Source organism: Nostoc edaphicum CCNP1411 (genome assembly GCF_014023275.1).
Lineage (GTDB): Bacteria > Cyanobacteriota > Cyanobacteriia > Cyanobacteriales > Nostocaceae > Nostoc > Nostoc edaphicum_A.
The window spans coordinates 6416760-6443309 of the sequence record NZ_CP054698.1; the positions used below are offsets into that span (position 1 = coordinate 6416760).

17 protein-coding genes and 2 pseudogenes are annotated in these 26550 nt (G+C 41.5%); 8 read left to right on the plus strand and 11 right to left on the minus strand.

Going from position 1 to position 26550, the window contains the following annotated elements:
• Positions 1–68: 68 nt before the first annotated feature.
• Complete coding sequence (locus HUN01_RS29825; RefSeq protein ID WP_420832757.1) at positions 69–3413, minus strand: ATP-binding protein; 3345 nt, start codon at positions 3411–3413, stop codon at positions 69–71.
• A 558-nt stretch (positions 3414–3971) separates the two neighbouring features.
• On the opposite strand from HUN01_RS29825, the gene HUN01_RS29830 reads away from it, so the two are divergent.
• The 6 genes from HUN01_RS29830 to HUN01_RS29855 all read left to right on the plus strand — a co-directional run bounded on the left by HUN01_RS29830 (position 3972) and on the right by HUN01_RS29855 (position 11458).
• Positions 3972–4553 carry a KaiA family protein gene (locus HUN01_RS29830; RefSeq protein WP_181929200.1) on the plus strand — a complete coding sequence of 194 codons (582 nt, stop codon included), beginning with the start codon at positions 3972–3974 and terminating at the stop codon, positions 4551–4553.
• Positions 4554–4657: 104 nt separating this feature from the next.
• Entirely contained in the window at positions 4658–4972 is a 315-nt protein-coding gene (gene kaiB, locus HUN01_RS29835; protein WP_069069132.1) for a circadian clock protein KaiB, read from the plus strand.
• Between the two features lie 63 nt (positions 4973–5035).
• Complete coding sequence (gene kaiC / locus HUN01_RS29840; protein WP_181929201.1) at positions 5036–6598, plus strand: circadian clock protein KaiC; 1563 nt, start codon at positions 5036–5038, stop codon at positions 6596–6598.
• A 103-nt stretch (positions 6599–6701) separates the two neighbouring features.
• A complete protein-coding gene (locus HUN01_RS29845) occupies positions 6702–8873 on the plus strand; it encodes a TolC family protein (RefSeq protein WP_181929202.1) in 2172 nt (723 codons plus the stop codon).
• 290 nt (positions 8874–9163) lie between these two features.
• A complete protein-coding gene (locus tag HUN01_RS29850; RefSeq protein WP_069069129.1) occupies positions 9164–9541 on the plus strand; it encodes a hypothetical protein in 378 nt (125 codons plus the stop codon).
• 225 nt (positions 9542–9766) lie between these two features.
• Positions 9767–11458 (plus strand): NAD-binding protein, encoded by a 1692-nt coding sequence (locus tag HUN01_RS29855; RefSeq protein ID WP_181929203.1) that lies wholly within the window; start codon positions 9767–9769, stop codon positions 11456–11458.
• Between the two features lie 74 nt (positions 11459–11532).
• Here the strand turns inward: HUN01_RS29855 and HUN01_RS29860 are convergent, their stop codons facing one another.
• The 5 genes and pseudogenes from HUN01_RS29860 to HUN01_RS35740 all read right to left on the minus strand — a co-directional run.
• Complete coding sequence (locus HUN01_RS29860) at positions 11533–12498, minus strand: DNA-methyltransferase (RefSeq protein ID WP_238845723.1); 966 nt, start codon at positions 12496–12498, stop codon at positions 11533–11535.
• A gap of 286 nt (positions 12499–12784) precedes the next feature.
• Positions 12785–13372, minus strand: a complete 588-nt coding sequence (locus HUN01_RS29865) for a Uma2 family endonuclease (RefSeq protein WP_181929204.1) — start codon at positions 13370–13372, stop codon at positions 12785–12787.
• Positions 13373–13634: 262 nt separating this feature from the next.
• On the minus strand, positions 13635–13862 hold the full coding sequence (locus HUN01_RS29870) for a type II toxin-antitoxin system Phd/YefM family antitoxin (RefSeq protein WP_181929205.1): 228 nt from the start codon (positions 13860–13862) through the stop codon (positions 13635–13637).
• Positions 13863–13960: 98 nt separating this feature from the next.
• Entirely contained in the window at positions 13961–14245 is a 285-nt protein-coding gene (locus HUN01_RS29875; protein WP_181929206.1) for a hypothetical protein, read from the minus strand.
• A gap of 108 nt (positions 14246–14353) precedes the next feature.
• A pseudogene (locus tag HUN01_RS35740) lies at positions 14354–14530 on the minus strand (BrnT family toxin); the annotation flags it as partial.
• A gap of 760 nt (positions 14531–15290) precedes the next feature.
• Here HUN01_RS35740 and HUN01_RS29885 point away from each other — a divergent pair.
• Complete coding sequence (locus HUN01_RS29885) at positions 15291–16769, plus strand: hypothetical protein (protein WP_181929207.1); 1479 nt, start codon at positions 15291–15293, stop codon at positions 16767–16769.
• Here the strand turns inward: HUN01_RS29885 and HUN01_RS29890 are convergent.
• A pseudogene (locus HUN01_RS29890) lies at positions 16729–17757 on the minus strand (IS4 family transposase). The gene HUN01_RS29885 and the pseudogene HUN01_RS29890 overlap by 41 nt on opposite strands.
• A gap of 147 nt (positions 17758–17904) precedes the next feature.
• On the opposite strand from HUN01_RS29890, the gene HUN01_RS29895 reads away from it, so the two are divergent.
• On the plus strand, positions 17905–18534 hold the full coding sequence (locus HUN01_RS29895) for a hypothetical protein (protein WP_181929208.1): 630 nt from the start codon (positions 17905–17907) through the stop codon (positions 18532–18534).
• 265 nt (positions 18535–18799) lie between these two features.
• On the opposite strand, the gene typA is transcribed toward HUN01_RS29895, so the two are convergent.
• The 4 genes from typA to HUN01_RS29915 all read right to left on the minus strand — a co-directional run bounded on the left by typA (position 18800) and on the right by HUN01_RS29915 (position 26319).
• Positions 18800–20590, minus strand: a complete 1791-nt coding sequence (gene typA / locus HUN01_RS29900) for a translational GTPase TypA (RefSeq protein WP_181929209.1) — start codon at positions 20588–20590, stop codon at positions 18800–18802.
• 51 nt (positions 20591–20641) lie between these two features.
• A complete protein-coding gene (locus HUN01_RS29905; RefSeq protein WP_181929210.1) occupies positions 20642–20845 on the minus strand; it encodes a hypothetical protein in 204 nt (67 codons plus the stop codon).
• Positions 20846–21000: 155 nt separating this feature from the next.
• The gene (locus HUN01_RS29910; RefSeq protein WP_069069118.1) at positions 21001–21228 is read right to left on the minus strand and encodes a hypothetical protein; all 228 of its coding nucleotides are present in this window, start codon (positions 21226–21228) and stop codon (positions 21001–21003) included.
• Between the two features lie 78 nt (positions 21229–21306).
• Positions 21307–26319 carry a CHAT domain-containing protein gene (locus tag HUN01_RS29915; RefSeq protein WP_181929211.1) on the minus strand — a complete coding sequence of 1671 codons (5013 nt, stop codon included), beginning with the start codon at positions 26317–26319 and terminating at the stop codon, positions 21307–21309.
• Positions 26320–26550 lie beyond the last annotated feature (231 nt).

The window sequence follows — 26550 nt, forward strand, 5'->3', positions numbered from 1 at the left end:
GTATGTTTATTCTCCTCATCTTCCCCATTCCCCATTCCCCATTCCCCATTCCCCATTCCCCATTCCCATTAACATTTGCCGTTGTAACCATTGACAGCTAAAGTCTGATTGATCTGATTTAATAGGTCTTCCATTGAGATTGATCGCGGTAATATTTGGGTAGCGATCGCACCAACAACAGTTTCTATAGATTCCAAACCATTCTTCTTCTGCTTGTCAATAGCCTTATAAGCTACCCCAGGCTGTAAACTTGTTTCTGGGCTATTTAATCGCTGATTAAGTACCAAAATTGGTGGTAACTTTAAAGGCGAATCTCCCAATGTTTTCAGTGCTTTGAGCACGTCTTTGTGGATAGTGGATTCTCCTAAGCAAATTAGCAGTAAGTCAACGCTTTGGTGGCGAATTTGTTGTAACACTTCTGCCCAACAGGGACTCATCGCCGCTTTAAAGCCTGCTGTTTGGAGGTACTGAATTAAAGCTTGGAACCATTCAGACCCCCGTTCCGCAGTTTCACTACTAATTGAGCAATTTTTTTCTGTCCGATAACCCTTCGCTGGCTTACGTCTTACCTGTGGAAAGTCACGTAGCATTGTCAAATCCACTACCAATATGTTAGGAGGGCAGCAAATACCAGAAGCAATTTGCAGTACTGATAGTAAGGCATCGGTTTTCTCAGTGCGACTGCTGTTGTCTTTGGTAAATGGTGTTAAGTAAGGAAATACAGATAGCCCTGGGATTTTAGAAGCGATTAAGGTAGTTGCAACATCGCAAGTAACCAGTGGTATAGCCGCCAAACGCGAGTGCTGAATTAGTTGTTGCAGATAAATTTGGGCGGTGGTACTTTCGACATCTAGCAAAATTACATCAAATTGCCATACCCGCGCCAAAAGTTCTGCCTGATCTAGGTCATCTACTTCAATCACCCGGTGTTCTCGAAGTGAGGGGTGGGGATTGACTGATTCCAACTGGGGATTCACCAACCTGAGAATTCGCAGTGGGGTTTTAGTTGGGATACTTGCACTGTTGTTTAACCCTTGCTGTGGAACTGCTTGTACAGTACATAATTTTTCTAGCACTGGTGTCAAAACCTGATGCTCTACTGGCAAGCTTAAGAAACCATCGGCTCGATTAGCAAATGCTTGCTCCTTTTCGGCTCCCGTCGCGGTCACAATTACAGATATATGACGGGTTGCAGTGTCAGATTTCAGTAAAGTCAGCACATCCCAGCCTGATAGCAGGGGTAGCAACGGATTCAAAAATATCGCTATTGGTTGCAAGCGCCGGGCTTTTTCGACTGCTTCTGTCCCCGATCGCGCAATCACTACCCGATATCCTAAACCTTTGAGTTGTTCGGTCAAGTCTTCAATATATCGGGCTACTGCCTCGACTACCAAGACTAACCGTTGGGAACTAGCGGGATGATGCTGTGTGGACGTACTAACTTGCTGACGAGCTGGTGCGGGGATTTCTCGTATCTGTTGATATCGTGTTTCTTCCTCTTCTCCGATTCCCATATCTGGTTCAGAAAAGCCTGTTTTTGGGGGACTGGGTGGCAGAAGTAGTGTAAACTGGCTACCTTTTCCTTCACGCGACAAGAAACTGACATCTCCTCCGTGGAGACGAGCCAAGGCGCGAGTTAATACCAGCCCCAAACCAGTGCCTTCAAATTGGCGGGTGAGGGGATTTTCTAGTTGTTGGAATTTTTGAAAGATTAAGTGTTGCTGGTGTTCAGGAATGCCAATGCCTGTATCCCAAACTGTAAAGGCAATCCATCCTTCCCAACGACTCACCCGTAGCCCAATTTCGCCAGATATTTCGGTGAATTTAAAGGCGTTGGAAAGCAGGTGTACTAGCATCTGACGTAAGCGCAACTCATCCGCCACCATCTGATCTAAGCCTAGTTCAATAGAAAGGCAGAATTGAGGAGCAGATGAACGGGCATTTTCTTGAGTTTGGGACGTTGTTTTAGTAGTTTGAGTGTGAATGGCTTTGGCTTCCGATAGGGCGCGATCGCACACAGCCCGAATTTTTACCGGCGTCAGCGTCAAATCCATTTGTCCCGTCTCCATGCGGGTCAAATCCAAAATGTCATTAACCACACTCATCAGGTGGCGTCCACTTTGATGAATCAGTCCCGCATAACGGGCTTGACGCTCGTTGAGTTCTCCTAACTGCTGATCCACAAGCAAGCGCGATAATCCTAAAACGGCAGTTAGGGGAGTCTTAAGTTCATGACTAATACAAGCTAAAAATTCATCCTTCAACCGATTTAATTGAATTAAATCGGCATTCTTCGCTGCTAATTCTTTGCAAAGCTGCTGCTGTTCAGTGACATCAGTAGCTAAGACCAACCACAAATCAGTGCTGAGTGCAACCTCAGATTCAGCACTCATGACTTTAAACTCAGGACTATCTAAGGGAATTTTGGCAAACTGCCAAATTCGCTCCTGACCATTTTGCACTTCGACAACGCAGGTACAAGTGCCCACTTGACTATCCAAATAGCACCGACTGTATACAGCATCTGGTGAGGCATCTTGCTGGATCAGTTCTTGTTCATCACCATACTCATTTTCCCTACCATTGGGATGAACCTTGACTGCTCGTTGGGTAACATATTCTGATTTTTCGGAGGAATTAGGCACAAGTATTGCCTCCACCTGTTGCCTAACTCCTTCTGGATCTTTTAAGGTTCCTAATTGCTGCCACCAAGCGGGATTTCGTGCTATCACCTCGCCATTACCTGTTTGCAACATCAAGGGCCAAGGCAGTCTTTCCAGCAACTGTACCAATGGCTGATGTCCCAACGACTTGGGTTCATTTGGTGTCTGCTTACCAGCATCATAAGACGATCTCTGGACGGCTGAACTTCGTAACCCAGCCATGCGTTCCTGAGCCAGCGATCGCAACAGACGTGAACTATCTAGCAGCCCCAAATATCGACCCTCAGAGTCAATCAGCGCCCAATCTAAGTTCTGGTGTTTTTCGGTTTGTGGATCACACAAATGCAAGCTTAATTGCTCTACACGCTCAGAAGCTGATATTGTCTGTATTGGCTCAATTAGACCTTGACCCCAGGTAGAGAGCGATTGGTTTAAATTTAGATTTTTATCGTCACGATGTGTTAATAATTTTGGGATTAAACGGGCAGAATACAGCAATCCTATCGGGCATTGCTGTTGATTCACTACTACCAAGCGATCGCACTGCTCTTGCTCAAAAATCTCCAACACCACTGCCAGAGAACTTGTTTGAGGGCAGCTAGGTACGGTTGCCTGAAAGTCATAAAGCGGATAATCTAGCATTAACATAGGGCTTTGGGGGTCATTCTTCCTGTGGAACCCTCCGGCATTTCCATCTGCCAAATTTTGATGGTGTTTTCGCCTGAAGTCATATCCTCTAAGAAGACTCATATAAGCAACTCTGGTTATTTCAACGCCATTAAAACAACGGTATCTCCCCTCACGGACACTTGCTTGTGGACGAGTGCATTTTTCTAAGAGACCACGTTTCTCATTTTTAGCAACTAGCCTCCCCAGTGTCTTACTGGTGTTTAAACTCCTCATCGATAGCGACAGCTAAAACAATTATGGCCCCAAAGATTCGCTTTAGAACCTTGAGGAATTATAATGATTTAGAATGCGACAATCCTTTAAGTTCGTTTAAGTATCTTATCAAGGAGCAAAATAAAAAAATCTATCTATCTATATACATAGATATGCAAATAATAAATTAGCTACTGTGTCTTGCTATGCCCATAGATCCCTCATCATCAAATATCTACTAAGTCTTACTACTCAGTTGCTGCACTCTTGTTGTTGAGTGGCTAGCACTATCTGCTAACACAGAGCGTTATTTTGGGGTGAAATCACCAATTCACTGCACACCCAGTATTCCCCTATAAGCGTTAGCCAAACTTATCAGCACACGTTTCTTGGTCAGGGAGATCAAGGAGATATATTCAAGAGTAAATGTTATTACCGATATTGATTCTGCCACCTGATGTTAACAAATGTTTAGATAATCCAGTTGACTTAGCCAGCCAAAAAGGTTTGAGGACGTGGGTGTGGAATTTTATTGACGCGATTATTGCCCAATTTTCCTACCTACCTGTTGCTGCAACTACCACTGGGAAAATCAACTATTTACCAAATTGGCCGCAACAAAATCCAAGGAAGCCATACACTAGCAAATACATCTATGTATTTGCCAGTCAGATGCAAAAAAGTCAGCAGCATTTTCAGGAGATGACTCCAGCCGAAAGGCAAGGATTATTAAGACAGCTTAAATTAGATTACAGTCTGATCCTTATAGATTATTTTACCACAGACAAAACACTCAAAGAAAAAATTGATAAATTTATCAATACTATATTTTATGCTAATATTCCTGTGCCCCAAATCATCGAAATTCACATGGAGGTAATTGAAGAATTTTCTAACCAGCTAAAATTAGAAGGAAGGAGCAATGAAACCTTACTTGATTACCGTTTAACTTTGATAGACATCCTGGCTCACCTGTGCGAAGTCTATAGGAGTTCGATTCCTAAATAAATTAAAATTATCTATGTTTACCTTGGAACAAGCTACTGCTGTTAGTTACTCCCAAACCGCGATCGCATATTGTACTTCTATTATGATGACTAGCCATTAAGTATATGATTAAAGCCAGAAAAACCTACGTTCTTAAGCTTTACGTAGCAGGGAACACTCCTAATTCAGTCAGGGCATTAAAAACACTCAAAGATATTTTAGAACAGGAGTTTGAAGGTGTTTATGCTTTAAAAGTGATCGATGTATTAAAAAGCCCACAACTGGCGGAAGAAGATAAAATATTGGCGACGCCAACATTATCTAAAATTTTACCTCCACCTGTTCGCAAAATTATCGGGGATCTTTCAGATAGAGAAAGAGTATTGATTGGATTAGATTTACTCTATGAAGAACTGAGTGAAGAAGATTTTGAAGAGTAAGATTTTAATCATAAAAAATTAGTAATAAAAAAACAGGTTTTAAAACCAATTTCTTATTAAGCAATGAGTGAAAACGAGCAAGTAGAACCAAAGCAAACACCGAAAATTGGGGGTGTAGAAAAAATTCGGACGATGATCGAGGGGTTTGACGATATTAGTCATGGTGGTTTACCAATTGGTAGAACTACCTTGATTAGTGGCACATCTGGCACAGGCAAAACTTTATTCTCTCTTCAGTTTCTCTATAACGGTATTACCTACTTTGATGAAGCAGGAGTATTTGTAACTTTTGAGGAATCACCGAGTGATATTATTAAAAATGCCAATATTTTTGGTTGGAACTTGCCACGCTTAATCGAAGAAGGCAAGTTGTTTATTCTGGATGCATCTCCCGATCCGGAAGGTCAAGATATAGTTGGGAACTTTGACCTTTCTGCACTCATTGAACGCCTGCAATATGCCATCCGCAAATACAAAGCTAAACGAGTTTCAATCGACTCAATAACAGCGGTATTTCAGCAGTATGAAGCGATGGGAGTAGTGCGACGCGAGATTTTTCGCCTGGTAGCACGTCTCAAACTGCTGAGTGTCACCACTGTGATTACCACTGAACGTAGTGAAGAATATGGGCCCGTTGCCTCTTTCGGAGTAGAAGAATTTGTTTCCGATAATGTAGTAATTGTTCGCAATGTTTTAGAAGGAGAACGCCGCCGTCGCACAATTGAAATTCTCAAATTGCGCGGCACAACTCACATGAAAGGCGAGTATCCCTTCACAATTACTAATGAAGGAGTTAACATCTTCCCACTGGGAGCAATGCGCTTAACTCAACGATCTTCTAATATCAGAGTATCTTCTGGTGTCAAAACTTTAGATGAAATGTGCGGTGGTGGTTTCTTTAAAGATTCAATTATTTTGGCAACCGGAGCTACCGGCACTGGCAAAACCTTGTTAGTCAGTAAGTTTATTCAAGATGGCTGCCTCAATGGAGAACAGGCAATATTATTTGCTTATGAAGAATCACGCGCCCAATTATCTCGTAATGCTTCCTCTTGGGGAATTGATTTTGAAGAATTAGAAGATCAAGGTTTACTGAAAATAATCTGTACTTATCCTGAATCAACTGGTTTAGAAGACCACTTACAAATTATTAAATCAGAAATTGCTGTTTTCAAACCAGCTCGGATCGCCATTGATTCCCTTTCGGCACTAGCTAGAGGAGTGAGCAATAATGCATTTCGGCAGTTTGTAATTGGTGTAACAGGTTATGCTAAACAAGAAGAAATTACTGGTTTCTTTACTAACACAACTGACCAATTTCTGGGAGCGCATTCGATTACTGACTCTCATATCTCTACGATCACCGACACAATTCTAATGTTACAGTACGTAGAAATTCGTGGAGAAATGTCGCGGGCAATTAACGTATTTAAAATGAGAGGTTCGTGGCACGATAAGGGGATTCGTGAGTATAATATCACTGCTGACGGGCCCGATATTAAAGATTCTTTCCGAAACTACGAACGGATTATCAGCGGTGCTCCTACTCGCGTTAGTATCGATGAAAAGGCGGAACTTTCTCGCATTGTTAGACGTTTTGAAGACAAACAGAGTTCCGAACCCTAAATTTAGTATCGTAGTATATTCTTTCCTAAGTTTAGTATCGTGCTATATTCTGTGGTGAAGAAAGGTTTTCTGCCGCTAGATTGATTTTCGTGTGAGGGATGCGGTGAAAGGACAGCAATTATTTTTTTATAGCTTCTTACCTGGTGTAACGGCAGCGGTCTTAACAACTCAGCCTGCTTGGGCTGGTACTGCAAAACTAACTGGGTCACAACTGGCGTCTTCTCCTAGTGTTTTGACTTCTACTTATGGTCAAGACTTGGTTGTGGACACCATGAACACACAACTCCCCAAGGGTGCAGATGTTAGTGTTCCGACCCTAGTACCTGCTTTTGGTTTCACTAAACTCAGTCTGAAACCTTTAAGTAATAACAGTATTCCAGTATTCGCGACTGAAAATACTGTTGTGCCAATAAAACAAGTACTTAAGAAAGATGAAGGTAGATTTTTCAGTTTGACACCTACCTCTAATTCTTCCCAACAGCTTGATGTCAGCCGTTTTGCTCAAAATAACAAAAAACAGAGTAATTCCAGCGTATCTGGGCAGAAATTAAAGAAGATAGTAGTTCCTAACTACACTTCAAAACCCTCTTCTGTCCAAAAAGAAATTTTGTCCCTGTCTTCTGCACAGCAGCCAGTGGCTCAAAAGGTAAATACTGTTACTGAATTACAGACATTTTTACAAACTTCAGCTACAGGTGTGGGTTCAGCAAAACTGTTGTCAGCCCAAAGATGTCCACAGGAGTTAGGCAAAAGCAAAAGGGATTCCTTGACTGCTTTGCTAACGGCCTCAAGCACCTGCTTACAACAAAATGCAATTGGCCGCCTCGCTCAGAGCAATACCCCAATTCCGGCAGATTCAACGCCAACTCCCACTGCGCCGGAAACTGTAATTCCTGCACCAGCGGATTCAGTGCAACCTACCACTGTGCCGTCAGGGTCGGTGCAAATTCCTGATAACCTGATTCCTAACTCAAATCCTTTGCAATTTCCCACCAAACCGGAGGAAGTGAGACTTCAGGAAAATCAGCCGATTACTTTGGCACAGGCTTTGGAGTTAGCACGGCGTAACAATCGAGATTTACAGGTGACTATATTGGAGCTAGAACGCAATCGATCTGCTCTAAAAGAGGCGCAAGCCGCTTTGTTGCCGACTCTTGATGTTAGTACGGATATTACTCGCAGTCAGTCTGCTAGTAGTCAGCTCTCGTCGGAACTGCAAGAACAACAGACGGGTATAGCATCCCCAGATGAAGCTGGGACATCTTTTTCCGGTCAAGCTCAACTTTCATATAACATTTACACTTCTGGGAGAGTGCGAGCTAGTGTCAGAGCGGCTGAAGAACAGGTACGTTTCAGCGAGTTGGCTGTAGAAACTCAGTCTGAGATAATCCGTTTGAATGTTGCCACCGACTACTACAATCTGCAACAAGCGGATGAACAAGTACGCATTGCCCAGTCGGCTGTGCAAAACTCCGAGGCTAGTTTGCGCGATGCAGAAGCTTTAGAGCGAGCAGGAGTTGGTACACGGTTCGATGTGTTGCGATCGCAGGTGAATTTAGCAAATGCCCAACAAGATTTGACTAATGCTAGATCCCAGCAGACAATTTCCCGTCGTCAATTAGCAACTCGGATAAGTTTGCCGCAAGCGGTAAATATCAGTGCTGCTGACCCTGTACAATTAGCTGGTCTTTGGAACCCGTCGCTAGAACAAAGTATTGTGCTGGCTTTTCAAAATCGCCCCGAACTGCAACAGCAGTTGGCACAACGCAATATTAGTGAGCAACAGCGTCGGCAGGCCCTTGGGGAAATAGGCCCTCAAGTGAGTTTGGTAGCCAGCTATAACCTACTAGATCAGTTCGATGATGGTGTCAGCGTTACTGACGGTTATTCATTGGGAGTTAGAGCAAGCCTAAATTTGTATGATGGAGGAGCAGCAAGAGCAAGGGCGGCTCAATCAAAAGTTAATATTGCGATCGCAGAAACTCAATTTGCTGAACAGCGCAACCAAATTCGCTTTCAGGTAGAACAAGCCTATTCTACCCAGCAATCTAGCTTGGAGAATGTTCAAACCGCTAATACCGCTTTAGAACAAGCTAGAGAAGCTCTACGTTTAGCGCGTTTGCGATTCCAAGCTGGTGTCGGCACTCAAACTGATGTCATTAACTCTGAAAACGACCTCACAAGGGCTGAAGGTAATCGAGTCACAGCAATTTTGGATTACAACCGCGCTTTAGCTCAGTTACAAAGGTCTGTTACCCTCAGAGCACTACGCTAGTATTGCTTGACTTACAGCAGTTTTCCTTTGCATGAAGTACAAAGTTACGGGTTTTGAGGCAGGAGGCAGAAGGCAGGAGGCAGGAGGCAGGAGGCAGAAGGCAGAAGGTAGAAACTCTTTATATCTGATGCTTTAATCCTGCATTTTGTACTTCAGTTACTTGCAAACTGCTGTATCTTCAAATTAAAAATTCTAAAAGCCTCATTGAAAAATGAGGCTTTTTGGTAACAAGAATTTTGTGAAATGATGTAGCATAACTGAGTGTTCATCGCTCGCCTTGTCAAAGACTCATGACCAAAGTAACATCTCAAGAGATTGCACAGTTTCGCTCTCAATTGGCAGATGATCCCAGCGATATGGAAGCGCTGGATTTGATTGAAGACTGTGATGGGGATTTAGAAGATGCGGCGATGACGCTAGCTATCCGAGCAGGACAACAACCAGAAAGAGCAAATGCCGAGTGGTTAGATGCTTTGGCTAGAAAATGGCGTGCGGTCATTTGCGAACAAGAATATCGGGAAGATTTGCTGAATACTTCACCTCAAAAAATGATGGAACGTCTAAAAGCAATGCCGACGTTTCCGAAGATTTTGGCAACGCCAGTTTTAATTTATGTCCTCAAGCAAGGCGTAAACAATTTTTGTGAGCCACTAGATTCGCTAAAGTGATTATGTACATTTACTTGTGCGATGCCTGCGGCGGGCTACGCCTACGCGATTTGCAGTTTAATTCAATACAGACGTGAACCGGATTGATTTATAGTCCTCTTTCTAGTTTCTACCTCTAATTAAAACAATCGTGTTGTCAGCTACAGTTATCTTCCAACAAAGTGGGCAACAATATTAATAAATAACTAGAAATGCAGCCCTACCTGTAAAAGATGCTGCCGTTTCATGAAACCCCGAATTATTGTTTGTGGCTTAGGACGTACCGGATATAAAACCTTTCGTTTGCTGAGACACCAGGGAGCCTTCGTTGTTGGCATTCATCACCAATCTGTCCCCGGCGAAACAGCAGGAGATGTGATTGTTGGGGATTTACAAGCAGCTTCTACCCTAACAGCAGCAGGAATTCAACAGGCGCACACTTTAGTCATCGCTGGATCTAAAGATGCTCTGAATTTGTCTATTATGATGCAAGCGCGGGTGCTGAATCCCCAGATTCGGATTATCAACCGTTTTTATAATACAAATTTGGGCGAGCGCCTAGATCAAAGTTTGCCAGACCACTTGAGTATGAGTGTTGTCGGATTAGCAGCACCCGTATTCACCTTTGCAGCACTGGGAAACCGAGCGATCGGACAAATCAAATTATTTCAGCAAACTTGGCCGATTCACGAAGAATACATTAATGAAACCCACTTCTGGAAGGGTCGAAAGCTGAGTGAATTGTGGGAAGACCGATCGCGGATGCTGATTTATTACTTGCCAGTAAAAGGTGAGATGGATTTGGTGTCAGCCGTCATATCTGGACAAGAGATAAAAGTAGGCGATCGCTTAATTGTTGGCACTCAACCCCGCATTCGTTCCCCACGGAGATCATTAATTAGAAAACTGCTGAAAGTCCTGACTAATTTTAGGCAGTTTCAGCAACACGGGCGATCCGTAGTGGTGGGTGCTATTGTCCTATTGGCGGTTATTCTGATTGCTACACTCACCTATATGTCGGCTGAGTTGAGCTTGTCTCCTGTCGATGCTCTATATTTTTCTGTAGGCATGATTACGGGAGCAGGTGGGAATGACAAAGTAGTAGAAAATGCACCTAACAGTATTAAGTTATTTACCGTTGTGATGATGCTGGTTGGAGCAGTGGTGATTGGTATTTGGTATGCCATGCTCACCGATTTTGTCTTGGGAAGCCGCTTTAAGCAATTTTGGGATGCAGCCCGAATTCCCCAGCGATATCACTACATTGTCTGTGGCTTGAGTGGTATTGGGGTGAGAATTGTCCAGCAACTCCACGCCAGCGGACATGAAGTTGTAGTGGTTGAACCTGATTCCAACAACAAATATATCAACACTGCCCGCGAACTCGGTATCCCCGTGATTCAGGGCGATGCCAGTTTCCGTACAATACTCAAAGCCAGCAATATAGAATCTGCCGCCGCAGTTCTTGCTGTTACTAGCAATGATGCCACCAATCTGGAAATTGCCCTCAAAGCCAAAGGTTTGACACCCAGCATTCCGGTGATTGTTCATTACGCCGATCCTGATTTTGCTGGCATAGCGCAACAGCTATTTGGCTTCGAGGCCGTACTGAGTCCGGCTGAACTAGCCGCCCCAGCCTTTGCCGCCGCTGCACTAGGAGGACGCATCCTTGGCAATGGCATCACAGCGGATAGTCTTTGGGTAGCTTTTGCAACTGTGATTACACCTTCGCACGCCTTTTGTGGTCAATGGGTGAAAGATGTAGCTATGTCTGCTGACTGTGTACCTTTATATGTAGAAACAAATCACCAAACTCTTCATGGCTGGGATTTGCTAGAAACTAACCTCAGCGCTGGTGATGTTTTATATATGACAATGCCAGCTACACGGCTATATCAATTGTGGCGGGATGAGCAAGTTCACGAAGCAAATGCTTAAGGCGATCGCAGACAATAATAATACCATTTCATTGACTGTCAAATTTAAACCTTCATTTACCAAATGTTCTAGGCTCATCGGATAGACTCTCTTCGTTCTGCATTTTTACGATCAAAGGCTATCCATTCTTCCTTTGTCATCCGACGGACATTTTCTAATCGTTTAGTTGCCCAACAGTTGTACTCAATATTTAAATCGCATCCCATCCAGCGACGGTTAAGTTGCTCTGCAACCACAAGAGTTGTTCCTGAACCTGAAAATGGGTCAATGACCAAATCTCCTTCGTTGGATGATGCAAGAACAAATTTTCTCAATAATTCTTCTGGCTTTTGAGTTGGATGGGGTGTTGTCTCACCCATACCATTACAAGTAGTAGGAATTTCTATTACGTCTTTAGGTTTTGCACCTCTTGGGTTAGGTGTCCAGTTATTATGTTTCTTGATTGCTCCCTTTCCATAGGCGCTTGTCTGTGCTTGCGGGTGAGATGGATATTTTAATGTATGTGCCCCATAAGGAATTCGCACATCATCAATACTTACTTTAACGGCATCAGATTTCCGAAAATGAATGATGCTTTCATGAGAACGTCCCCAATCATTACCTAAGTTAGCCTTGTTCTTATAGTGCCAAATTAACCAACGACAATTTTTAAAATATTTTGATGCTGGATGCTTTAAATCAGCCAAGATTTCGGAAAAACCACAAATATAAAAAGAGCCAGTTGACTTGAGGATACGTGAAGCTTGACTAATCCATTGAATTGACCACTCAATATATTTCTCTTGATTTTCAAAGTTGTCCCAGTCAGCTTTTTTAATGTTATAAGGTGGATCAGCAAAAACTAGATCAACGCTTTCATTATCAAGCGATGCAAGCCAATCAATTGAATTACCTTGATAAAGTTGTCCATGAGGATGTGTGTATTGCAGTTGAAATCCTTGGGTTAAAGGTTGCAACTCTTGTTCACTGACTTGTTGCTTTGCGACTCTAATATCTAGGGAAATTTCTGCTATGTTCAACGCACTATTAGAACTGACCATTGTCGTTCATCCTCCGCTACTTACACAAACGTCCGGTGTCAAATTATCTTACAGAAGACGCCGTGATCCAGTACCTTTGCAGCAAGATAGAATGCGTTAGCGCCGCTTACCGTAGGTATCGCTTTTTATCAGAATACCTGCTGGCTGGAGGATCGTGCTTGGCTTGCACCGTTATAGAATTGATGTCACAACAACTGATGATGTGGAATTACGCATAATATTATGTGTTTGGCGTTTTCAGCAAGTTTGACTACACCTTGTGAGTTTCTGCATAAATCCAGTGATGTCAAATTTTTCGCTGTAACCAAGCAAAGACTTCATTAACAGAGAGCGTTAAATTTAAATCTTCTAACACTGATAATATATCTTGTCCTGCTAACAAATCTGGTAAAGAATTAGGTTGATAAACTAAAATACAGCGTTCACTTGGATCAATTAACCATCCTAGCTGACTGCCATTTCTCAAACAGTGTAAAATATTGCCAGTTACTTTCGTTTGACTTTGAGATGGGGAAAGAATTTCGATGATCCAAGGGGGTGCAAAATCAATCCCGCTGCTAATAATATCACCACTCTCATCCAGTGGTATTTGATTGGTAGAGATCACAACCACATCAGAAACTACTGAACGATTACCGCAGGTACAGCGTAATTCAGGAAAAGCTTCGTAGTTACTGCCCAACGCATCAATTACTGCAACTAAACTTTTTTGCAATAAACTGTGTTTACCTCCTCCCATAGGTTTCTGAATTGCCTCTCCGTTAATATATTCCCAAGCTGGTGACTCTTCAATGTATGGAAGTTTTAAGAACTCTTCTAAAGTCGTGCTTTTTGTAACTGTAATTTTTCCTTGCGTCAACCCAATATTTTTCATAATTCGGTTACAAGCGGAAGTGGGTCAGTTGTTGAAACCAGTGGCATTTTGAGATCAAGATTGTTCTAGTCTTACCTTTTTAGTATAGGCTGAGGCTGATACTAGTCTTGAGCGTCGCTTGCCGCCGTAGGCATCGCTTTCCGACCTGGACTTTTGCCAATAACTTAATAACTTCTATTGTGTATAAATGTGGTAAGATTCACCACAATATCTGCACGGGATAACTTTCAAACAAAAAACGTATGAGTGTCGAGCAGGAGTCTCATGGAGCGTATTCCTCAAAATCTGCCAACGGCTCATCAAAATCATCTGACATTTTTACTAAACCCCTAGCACTACCAAACTTGGGGCGTACTTCTACTCCATTAAGTGGCACAATTTTGAAAGATGTCCCATCATTACGCATGATGATGACTTCTTCTCCAGCGGCCGCCTCTTCAATTAATTCTGCTAAGTGAGTCTCAGCTTCTTTCAAATTAACTTGGTGCATTGATAGTCTTTACCAAAACCCGATATTTTGAATATAACTTCTTCGTCAGTTATTGACTCAAGGATCTTTTCATGTGGACAATGGCGATCGCAATTGCACTATTTTTGAGTAACTTCACTGAGGGCTTCATGGATAACCTCATCGCTAACACCGTGACGCTTCAAGCTAGCAATCAGTGCTGAGATAGTATCATCCTCTAGTCGTTCCTGATCAACTCTTAGCCCTTGCCCAATATAGGCGCGCATTAACGGCTGATAGCCAGAAAATCCCAGTAATGGCGCTATTCTTTTCAAATCTTCAATGACATCTTCGGGAATGCGAATTGTTATTGTAGTCATTGGACGATTTTTATCGAGTCGCTTTTTCAGTGCTTCAGCCTTCATAATATTCTCGCTCCTTACGTGTAGCTTTACGAGCTGAAATGATCCGAATATGTCGTTTTTACGTTCAATGTAGACGACATACAGAAGATTCCATCGTCTGTCTAAGCCAATAACAGCATCTCTTTCTTCATCATTGCGACTTGCATCAACAAGCACTAAAAACGGATCGAAAAACGCCTCTGTGGCTTGCTGAAATGTCACGCCATCATGATTGCTGGGATTTATCCAAGCTTTTTCTTCGTTCCAAACGAAAGTGACACCATTAAGCACGAAATACACATCCATACCTTACATAGTAGACATTGTGTATTTACGTTGTCAATACGTTTTCTGAAACGGAGATATTTCCGTAAGGGCGATGTCTACGCACTGTAAATCTCTGCGATGGTTTTGCGTTAGCGAAGCTGGCCGAAGGCATCGCAGTTTCATGAATAGTCATGAGAATAATCTTTTTTCAGTCTTCTTTATTTTGACTCAAGGATTTGACTAAATGTACGGCAAGGGCGATCGCTTTCTGTAAGAATGCCTGCTAGCTACTAGTAACTCAACCGCCGTATGCAAGGGCACAAGCACGGATTTATAACCAATTGGTGATGGGTTTGATGATTTTTTGTTTCTTTTTTAACCAAACACCAGCCTAAATTCACAATATTCTGGGTTTTGCTAAAGACAAGCTTAGACTCTTCAGTTCCATTAATCACTAAAACTTGTTACAGTGCTTGTTCGTGCCGTGGTAATCGCTTTTTAACCAACTTATCTAAGTATATATTCGTCTTCTTTATGTTTTACTAACTTAATCAACACACAAAGTTTACAAAACATTAGTATTTTATACTATACATTATTTTTATTATTGAGTAAGCAAACATCATTGCTGCCATTGTAGCCGTTAAGAAAGCTTAACAAGCAGGTAATAGTTGCTTAAAAGAATAAGCTGTTTGGGGATAGCACTTATATCTTATATAAGTTGATATTAAGAATTTAAACCATAGGTTATGTAACCGTTTTTACTTACACTTTAATAATTGTATTTAGGATATAAATTATGCTTGAATTAAAAAATAAGTTATTTAAAATTACAATACCATTTTTATCATTTTATATATTCTCAGTTGTGAGTATCATAACTGGTGGTTATATTGTCAAAATTCATAGAGAAATAGAAGAATATAAACAAATTGGTTTATGGTATGAAAACCTCGATATAGGAACACAATATACAAACAATATTTCTAATTTCGTAAAAGACGTAAAAGATAAATTAAAAGAAAATGCTCAAGATTTTAAAAACCCTGAATCAAAAAAACTTAGTCAGGGGATAGAAAAACAAATCAGTTTTGATCAAAATTTTCCGAACGAAGGTTCTGTTAAATGGAAGATAGGTAAGACAAAAGAGGCTGTCAGAGTTCACTATGCTTATACCGCTTTAAACGACTTTAATGGAGGACAACAAAGTAGTGAAAGTAGAGAAAAGCAAAAAGAAGAGAGTGTTAATGATAAAGTTTTTCTTTATTTCACTCAAACAATGATTAGTGAAATTAAAAAATATTTGGATAATATGGTAACAGCAAATGAAGTACAAAACTCACATACTTTTACTAAAGTTGTGATGAATTATTTAACAGGTAAAGATAACTACTCAAATATAATTCCCGACCTAAGAATTAATAATGTCTATATAACTAATACAGCAACGGGCTTTATGCTATCTTATCCATTTACTGATGATAAGTATAAACCAAATATAATTTTGCGAGACAGACCTTGGCATAAAGCTGCTAATAACACTTATTATTCATCTTATAAAGAAACAGATGGTACTTTAGGACTTACTGGTATTTATATAGATATAAACGATGAAAAAAACTCTAACGCGATTAGAACCTTATGGTACAAATTTAAAACTAACGATGAAAAAGAATATATTTTATGTGTGGATTTGTTTTTTGATAAAAGTAGTAACCTTTCAAAAGAAATAAATTTACTAGATTTAGATTTATTAGAACAATCTATAAGGTCTGGTATAAATTTAAAAGAAGGTGATAATAGTTGGATGTATTTATTAGGCATAAATTTTATTATGGCTTTATTATTAACTTTAATATATGAATTCAAAGTCAAAGACATTATCTTAAGGATATCTAAACGTTATCCCAATGATTTAGTAAAAATAAAGCTGCAATTAGATAGAAAACATTATGCTAGCAAAGATGAAGGAGAAATAAAGTTTACTATTCAAGGAGAAACTAAAGAAATAAATAAAAGCGAACAGTCAATGGAAGCCAAATGGTTTTTAAATATACAGAACATCCAAGTTGGTGTTAATAACAATCAAAGTCACACAAAACAAGAAGAAGCTACTTCTAGGTATGAATTCATTAATGAATATGATCTTAATATGAGTCAAAGTAAACCAGAAATGTTGAATGCTGATACAAAACTTTACATAGATAGTTACACTAACTCTAAAAAGGCTAAATTAGTCAACATAACATCATCTCCTCAAACCAATGAACATAGCTGATTTTCTGACACATACAAGATTGCAAATAGCGGAATTTATCTAATAGTGTATGTCCCCATTGTGCGGGAATAGATAAAAGCTGTAAAATCAGATAAGCTATTAAACTAACGTAAATTTGTATGGTGATACCGTTGACGTTTTTGGTAATTAATTTGTCAAGTTTTAAGTGCATCTTTAAAAACTTCCACAAGAGTTCAACTCCCCAACGTAATCGATAAATATCCCTAATTTCATCATCATTAACAGCTGCATCTCCCGACTTTGGTAAATTAGTCACTAAGCGGAACTCAGTTTTCGTTTCTAAATCACAAAAAATTAATGACTCTATAGGCAATAGCCTCATCAGATGCACCTACTTTGACTAATCCAGTTGCATCCTCAAATTCTAGTAACGAAATTGTTTTTTAATCCGCAAAACAAAATATTTGTTTTCTTGTACCAATTCTTGAATGAATTTTAATCCCGCAAAGCCTCTATCCATTACCCCTACAGCATTAGTTGGGAGACTAGACATCATCTTGGAACCAAATTTATAATCATGATCATGTCCAAAATTGATCAAGTTATCTTCTGGGCTACCTGTAGCTAAATTCAAAGAACTAAAAAGTTTGACTTGATGATGACCCAAAACCCATAACAATTTACTTGTCAGGGTAATAATTGTTGAATCAATAGGACAAATAGCATATTTATCGTGTAATTTTTTTGTGAATTTTCTTCTGTACTAATTCATTTAATTTTTTGGTAAATTCCTTGAAATTGTTTTTTGGCTTCGATGTAAATTTGCTTTAGAAAAAGTAGAAATATCTACCTCAAATCCTGTATTGTTTAATCTCTTAAATAAATCTCGCATACTTGTTAAGCTATTATCCAGAGCATAGGATAGCCAGCACTCAAAGAATAGACGACTATTCAATACTGGATAATCATTTTTTGGCAGGCTTTTCAAGATATCTTTGACAATTTTGGGAAATGAATTTATAATCACAATCAAACTAATATAGTTTAAGCCTTCGCCCAAAAATACCATATTTTGGGCTATTTTTATCGGATTTTTCTTACCGTTCAACACTTCTGAAAATCTATATATTGGGAAAAGGAATATGAACAATACTTGGTTAGTATTAAAAAACAATTGCGCGAACATTTACTTATAAGCGACGACAAAGAATTCGTAGCTGTTTTAGATACTAATTATATTAGAACGCAAATTATACCCCCATTTCTTGCAGAAATAAATAGCATAAAAAAAATAATTAATAGCAGTTTATATCTCAAACAAGGAAAAATTGTTTTTTTGGAAGTTGAAACTCTAACTGAGTTATACAAACAGGCTCAGGTTATGGTTAACGCGATTTGCACACTACATTTTCTCAGAAAATTAGTGGATAATGATAAATTAAAAGATTTTTTTAAAACTCAAGTACATGAAAGATATTTGATAGAATATAAACAAGGTGAATTCAAGGATTTTTATAATTCGCTTGATGATGACAGTAAGTTAGAATTGAAAAATCAATCTCCATTTAAAATAATGGTCTATCAAGACAATATTGATAACATAGTTAGTGCTCAAGACGATTTTTGTATAATTTCAATCAACAATATTCCTAGATTAGTAGCTTATAGTTTTACAGATAATAAATATCCAAATACTGGTTGGATAAGTTGGCGGGAAGTAGATATCAAATTCTACGAAGAATTATATAAATGTCAAAAAGATAAAAACCATAGAATTGAAAATATTCAAACATATCTAAAGTGAAGGCATTTTAAAGTTATCTGCTATGCCAGTAAAGAAGTTAGATTAAGATTGGTGCTAGTTGAAGTTTCAGATAGTGTTTGGGTAACTTGACGAACCTTATTAGGTAAAAGCTACTGAATTTCAGTCCAACCAAAGAAGATTGGTTTCTGATCGTCTCGCTCCTTTGGATGCTAGCAATTAAGCCGGACTAGTTGATTGAAAAAAGCTGTAAATAACTAAATAAAAAGCCCGCTCATGCGGGCTTTTTATTTAGTTATTACTTTACTTACCGTTTCGCCAACTTCTTCGACATCTTCCGCAGACGAATCGATTGAGGTGTAACTTCCACCAATTCATCGGGGCCAATATATTCCAAAGCTCGTTCTAAACTCATGTCTATCGGTGCTTGCAGTTGCACCAATTCATCACCACCAGCAGCGCGGTGGTTGGTTAACTGCTTGGTCTTACAGATATTCAATTCCAAATCTTGAGAACGATTGTGTTCTCCAACGATCATACCTCTGTAAACCTTTGTGCCGGGAGTAATAAAGAATGCTCCTCTATCTTCGGCATTTCTCATGGCGTAGAAGGTAGAAACGCCCTCTTCAAAGGAGATTAAAACGCCTTTGTTACGAGCTTCAATGTCGCCACTGATTGGACGGTAGTCTAAGAAACTGTGGTTCATGATGCCTTCACCACGAGTCATCCGCATGAATTCACCCCGGAAACCAATCAATCCACGGGCGGGAATGACAAACTCTAACTGGGTGCGATCGCCACTACCTGGTTGCATATCTTGCATTTCGCCTTTGCGTTGTCCCAGGCGTTCAATACAGCTACCCACAGCATCAGCAGGAATGTCTAACACCAAGAGTTCAAAAGGTTCGCAAGGTTGACCGTTGATTTCGCGGTAAATTACCTGTGGCTGAGATACCTGAAACTCGAAGCCTTCCCGGCGCATGGTTTCAATTAAGATACCCAAGTGGAGTTCTCCACGACCGGAAACGAGGAATTTATCGGGAGAATCGGTTTCTTCGACACGCAAAGCAACGTTGGTTTCAAGTTCGCGGAATAAGCGATCGCGTATTTGTCTTGATGTCACCAACTTACCTTCTTGACCAGCAAAGGGCGAATCATTCACCCAGAAGGCCATTTGCAAGGTTGGTTCATCCACTTTAATTAGTGGTAAAGCTTGCGGTTCATTGGGGTCAGTAATCGTTTCCCCAATATAAGCATCAGCGAAACCAGCCACCGCAACAATATAACCTGCGGTTGCTTCTTCCATCTCTACGCGCTTCAGTCCATCAAAGCCCATCAACTTGGTAATTTTACCCTTGACAATGGTGCCATCTTCTGTAACTAAAGCTGCTTGTTGCCCTGAGCGGATAGTACCGTTGTGAATTCTGCCAATGACAATCCTTCCCAGATATTCTGAATAATCTAGGGTTGTAACTTGCAATTGCAGAGGCTTATTGCTGTCGCCTACTGGTGGTGGAACGTGTTGCAGAATCGCGTTAAACAGGGGTTGCATATCTACCGATTCTGCTTCCAAGCTTTCCTTGGCGAAACCTGCCATACCGGAGGCAAACAGATAAGTAAAATCACACTGGTCTTCGTCTGCCCCTAATTCCAAGAACAGATCCAAAACTTTATCGACAGCAACGTGAGGGTCAGTTTTACCACGGTCGATTTTGTTGATAATAACAATGGGGCGCAGCCCTTTTTCTAAAGCTTTTTTCAGAACAAAGCGTGTTTGGGGCATGGGGCCTTCATTGGCATCGACAATTAGAAGACATCCGTCAACCATGCCGAGTACGCGTTCAACTTCGCCACCAAAGTCAGCGTGTCCAGGAGTATCAACAATATTGATTAGTGTTTCTTTGTAGCGAACTGCCGTGTTTTTGGACAGGATAGTAATACCCCGTTCCCGTTCTAGGGCGTTGGAGTCCATAACGCAATCCGGAACGTCTTCGCCTTCGCGGAAAATGCCGGATTGTTTGAGGAGTGCGTCAACCAGCGTGGTTTTGCCGTGGTCAACGTGGGCGATAATTGCGACGTTGCGAATTGGGAGCGTCATAGAAACTTTTTGGTGAACTCTAGAGGGGGTTTTAAGATTTACATTTGAATGCTAGGCTGTTTTAACAGAACTGGGGATGATCAGCAAATTCTGTAAAGAACCTTTAACAATTCTAGCGTAATCGTCACAATTGCGGGGAGTTTTGTAAACCCCACAATGGAAAAGTGTGGTAATTACGGTGTTAGTGGGACAAAAAAAGCTTCTGTTACAAACAGATGTTGTGTGAAGGGCGGTATTGCTTTTGTCATTGGTCATTGGTCATTGGTCATTGGTCATTGGTACATACCCCGTCTCTTGTGGGCGGAAAAACTTCATCTTTCATCTGACTAATTCAAAGCACGTTCAAGAGTGGGCGTGGTTTCTCTTGGACAAATGACTAATGACTAATGACAAATGACAAATGACTAAAATTAATCTTGCTTTAAACCACAGCCTAAACAACGCATACAAACAAAGAAAGCCGCTACAACTGAGATAATCTCAAATACCAATTGAAATGACAAGGGAGCTAGAGAAAATCCCCAAATTAGAGCAATTGTCCCAGTTACCATCGCTGCAATGCGATGAATTTCGTCTTTACTTCTCCAAGCAAATAAAAAAATTCCTAAACCCAATAATAGTAAGACTAAACTACTCATAAAGATATTTATTACTTAGAAGCTAAAGGTCAATCATCTAAAGCTGCAATGCTGACAAAAATTGTTACTTTTCCCAGTTCACCAAGGATTACCAACCATTGTGAATCCAGCCCAATAATAAGGATGCATAAGTGATTGTTCAGCTTCATCAACACTGTCAGTCGGTAAAGGCAAGTTCCCGACTACTCCCAAACCTTGTAATTGACCATTCTTTACATAAATCTGCCCTTTAGCCATACCTACCTGAGCCTGTCTGAGAGCTTCTGCCTTAATTGGAGCCGTCTTCAAGTTCTCATAAAATTTTGTCATCAACGCTGCTGTACCAGCATCACTGACCGACCAAAGACTAGCAACAGTAGTTTTCACACCTGCTAGCACTGCTAAACCCGCAAATCCCAGTTCGGACTCTTCATCCCCCAAGGCTGTTCTACAAGCACTCAGCACCAGCATTTCAACTTCAGGTTCATTCAAGCGCAACTGTCGTAATTGGTTTAAGCGTAACTTGTCTTCCCACAGTTGAATATAGGAATTACTCAAAGCGCCGGTAGCAAAATCTGCATGGGTTGCCATGTGAATAATCCCAAAAGGTTGTTGGCGGCGGATAGTTTTGAGATTTTCTAAGGTGGCTTGCTTGTCTAACAATAACTTGCCCTGCCAGAGTTTAGACACTAGTGTTGATAACTCAAGGGGAACTGCTGGTAAAGGCTCTTGTCCTTGAGTACTCTGAGAAACGCCCAAGGCTAAAATTTGAGATTTTTTAATGTCTTTATAAAGGGTATTACTCAAACTAAGACTGGGCATCAAGCCAACACTGTATTTTTCTACTAGAAACCCCTGGCCATCGTGAAGTGCTGCCATTGGGGTTGAACGTAACCCAACGTCTGGTAAAAAGACCAGATTGTTGATTTCTCTCGCCTGTAAATCTGCCTCTAGTGGTGCAATAATCCAGCGATAAAGTTGTTGAGATGAACGCAAATAACCGGTGCGGCGACGGTTTTGTGGACTAACTATTTGGTCACGAAATTCTTGAGCTACTTGGAGAACTTTGGCTCTCGTTGTTTTGGGAATACGCTTGCGAATGGGGTCGCCTTTTGCAGTGACTACGACTATTTCCAGTTCGTCGCTATCTTGTTCTGCGAGGGTATTCAGCTTTTTAGTTCTCTCTGGTACGATTTCCACAGGAACAAAACTGATGTAGATAAATGCAGGTTTTACACCAGTAGCTTCCTCAATTTTGCGAGCAATTTCTTTGGCATCATCTAGTGTTTTGATTCTAGGGGTGGGTATGCCTAAATGGTCGCCAAAATCGTCTGTGAATTTATCTTCGGGGGTAGCATCGGTGTTAATCACAGGGTCACCAATCTTAGGATCTGGGTTACCTGGGTTAGGTGGGTTACCTGGACTGCACTGGAATGAGCAGGGCTGAGGATCGGGAATTTCAGGAGGAATCTCAGGAGGAATTTCAGGAGGAATTTCAGGAGGAATCTCAGGAGGAATCTCAGGCACATTCACGTTAATTGCTACCTGTACAGGTTCTGAGGATGAAACAACATCGCTAGCTCTGACGCTGAATGCATTGATTAGCCCTGTACTATCAGTTGGTGGTGTGTAATTTAATGTTTCACCTATAGTTAATGTGTCTCCCGCAGCTAAATCCGTATCGCCCCGTCTCAAGGTTCCTGCCTGGATGGCATCAATGACAACGGTGGTATTATCTAGATTGACATCGCTAGTGCTGGCAGTAAATGTGAAGCTCAAGGTTTGATTGACTTGAGCATCGGATGAAAGGAGCGTGTTTGTTGTCAGTGTGGGCGGGGTATTGACAGATGTAATGGTAATGCTGGCTGGAGTGCCACTGGCATCTCCGCCAGTTGGCAAGACTGGAAAGTTACCTGCATTGATGGTTGTACCACCTCCGGTATCAATTATTCCGGCTGTGCCATTGGTACTCGTGGCGTCACCGACGATAAATGGTACATTATCTGGGCCACCATCATGCTGAATTCTGACATCACCCCCCGCAATGCTAACAATTCCTGCTTCACTGAAAGGGTCTAAGAAAATTCCACGTGTGGCGATGGTAGTACCTGTCCCTGTTCCTTGAACTAGTCCGTTTGTCAGCACTTGGACATCGCCACCAGTCACAGTACCTTCAGTCGAGGTTATAGCCTGGGTGTTGATGTTTGTAAAACGAATTGTGCTGCCAGCAGTATTGTTAGTTTCTAGGGTGACGCTGCCAGCTGTGGCTGCTTCTGTATCAAATCCGGTGGCGATCGCTGAAGCATTAATAGCGTCATTCACCGTAATATTATTTGTAGCGCTTAAGCTGACTGCACCGCCTGTAGCACTTGTATCACCATCTACTCCCGTGGTGCTGGCTGAGGTATTAATACCGCCATTAACAGTGATATTATCTGTGGCAGTTAAGGTGACTGCACCAGCCGTCCCGATAAAAAGCCCTCCCCCTGACTTGGTTACAGAGGAATTAATTGCGGCTGTGGTGATACTGCCGCCTGTAGTTGTTGCTACGACACTGCCACTCGTACCTGAGCCAGCTGCACCAGTGGAAGAAGAATTAATGGTGTTTGTGATAATGTCACCACCCGCAGACAAGTTGACATTACCTCCAGAGTAACCCCCGCCAGTGGTAATAATGTTACCTACTGTGATGCCATTAATCGCAGATAAATTCACGTTGCCACTAGTTCCACCACCATTACTTGTATCTAAATTTCCTAATAATAAGCTGGCTCCCGAAATATTTATTGCTCCTCCAGTTGTGGCAATTGTGTTGGTAGGATCAACAAAGTTTACAGAACCAGTTTGTGAAGAGAGGCTGAAGCTACCGCCATTACCCAAGTTTAAGGTAACGACATCAGCGCTGATGTCATTGATGGTAATATTACCTGTGGCTTGTAAGTTGATATTTGCACCTGAAAGTGCGATCGCACCCCAAGAAACTGTATTAGCCCCAATATCTGCATCGCCAAAGGCAATATTGTCTGCTGTAGCATCAAAATCACCTGTCCCTGCTGCATCATCGATAATAGTTAATGTGCTGGGGTCTAGTAATAATGTACCAAAGCTACCATTGGCGGCTGAAGTATCTACCAAACCGTTGAAGGTTAAGAAATTTTTGCCTGATACTTCTACAAAACCACCATTGCCAGCATTTGCTCCCCCACGAGCCGAGATGTTACCAAAAAACTGGGTTGTGTCGTTACCCCAAACAATCACCCGTCCGCCGTTTCCATTCAAATTGCTATCGGCATTAATGACGGATTTTGAGTCCACATAAGTCTGATCTGCGTTGGGTAAAGTTCCGTTACCTTGATAATCACCGCCAATTAGTACAGTACCGCCGCCATTGGTTCCAGAGGCGTTAATGTTGGCATCAACCACCGCGACTTTTTTACCCAAAGCCGTTACTGTACCGCCTGTTTGACTTGATGTATCTACTCTGCCAGAAATAATCGTTGTACCTGGATCTGTGGGAATTTTTACACTAGAACCTGTCAGTTGTACAGTTCCATCGGCATTGGCAGTTAACCCAGTGTTCCCAACTGTGAGCAATTCTGGTAAAGATGCAATAGGAATTGTCCAGTTATTGGGTTGGTTGCTACTAGAGGCGAGGGGCTGAATTTCCAGACTCAACAGATTTCCTGGTTGACTGAGACGCACCCAATTTTGTCCCGGTACGGATGTGATAGAAATCTGTCCTCCCGGTGCTGAAAGTTGCCCGGTGTTTACCACAGTACCGCCCAATAAATTCAAATTCTGCCCAGCACCTACTGCCAAATTTCCAGAATTTGCGATCGCTCCTGGTTGATTCATACTAAAGGCAAATCCGTTGGGGTTTCCAACTAAAGCAGTGTAGTCATTCACACCAATGGCGTTGAACCAACTGCTGCCAAAGCCAATCCCGCTGGCTGTTGTCACCGTGAAAGCACCAGGCACATTTAAACTGGCATTTGCTCCAAAAAGAAATCCGGCTGGATTCATCAAGAAGAGGTTAGGATTGCCACCTGTTACCTGAATTAAGCCATTGATGACGGAGGCATTTCCGCCTGTAATTCGACCAAGAATATTTTGCAGCGCCGGACTGGCTTGAAAGTTGGCGATTTGTTCTGGTGAAATCCCAAATTGTTGAAAGCTATGGAAGAGGTTTGCACCATCTCCAGAAGTTGTACCGCCAGTAATATCAAGTCGATTGCCGTTGGGTGTAACAATTGTGTTTGTCCCATCGACAGCAGGGACAATTTGTTGTGCTTGGGCACTTACCAGAGGCACAATAGCTAACAAGGAAGCGGCGATGCTGGGCAATAGAGATTTTTTGCGGCGTAATATGAAGCGACTTGTGGGCAATTCTACATCAATTTGTAACTTGTCTGCTAATCCGCGTCGCCAAAGTGCTTGTGCGATCGCTCGCTTAGACCAGAGGATTTGTTCTATTTTTCTAGTAACAGAGATGCTTTGAGAATGATTCCGGTAGAGGTAAAGCGGCTGTTTAACTTGCCGCACCTGGGCTACTTCTGAAAGTCGTAGACACAGGTCGTAATCATAAGCACTACTAGCAAAGGACGTGTTGACACCTCCCACATGATCGTAAACGGAACGGCGCATTAGGCGGAAGTGGAAAGTCATGAAGTTTACCAACAGACCTTCTTGGGAGTAAGGAATGTCACAACGATGACCGTAGCCGATAACTTTGCCGTCTCGATCGATATCTAAGTAGTCGGTGTAAACAAATCCTGTTTCTGGATGACGATTAAGTACTGTGGCAGTTTGAGTAAGGGCTGTGGGGGATAGGATATCATCACTGTCTACGATACCAATGTAAGTGCCACTAGTTTGGCTGATTGCTGCCTTACAAGCCGCAGCAACTCCTTGATGGTGTGCTTGGATTACCCGCACTCGTCCATCTTGTTGAGCATATTTGTTAGCGATCGCCACTGATCCATCTGTAGAGCCATCATCCCAAATTAGTAGCTCAAAATCTTGCCATGTCTGCGCTAAGACGCTGGCGATCGCTTCTTGAAGGTAAGACTCCCGGTTGTAATTGACGATGACAATGGAGATCAGTGGTGACATCGAAGTATTCCCAAGTTTTCTACCTGTTACCACAATATAATGCTAGGGAGTATCACTGAGAAAAAATCGTTATTAATTATAGTTTTAGTTACAAATCTTTTGAAATCTGAATATCAAAAATATGATATTGAAATACTCATAAGAGGAGGCAGAGGGCAGGAAGCAGGAGGCAGGAGGAAAGAAGTATGAATGAAAACTTTAGTTCTGGGTATAAAACCCAGTTTAATTACG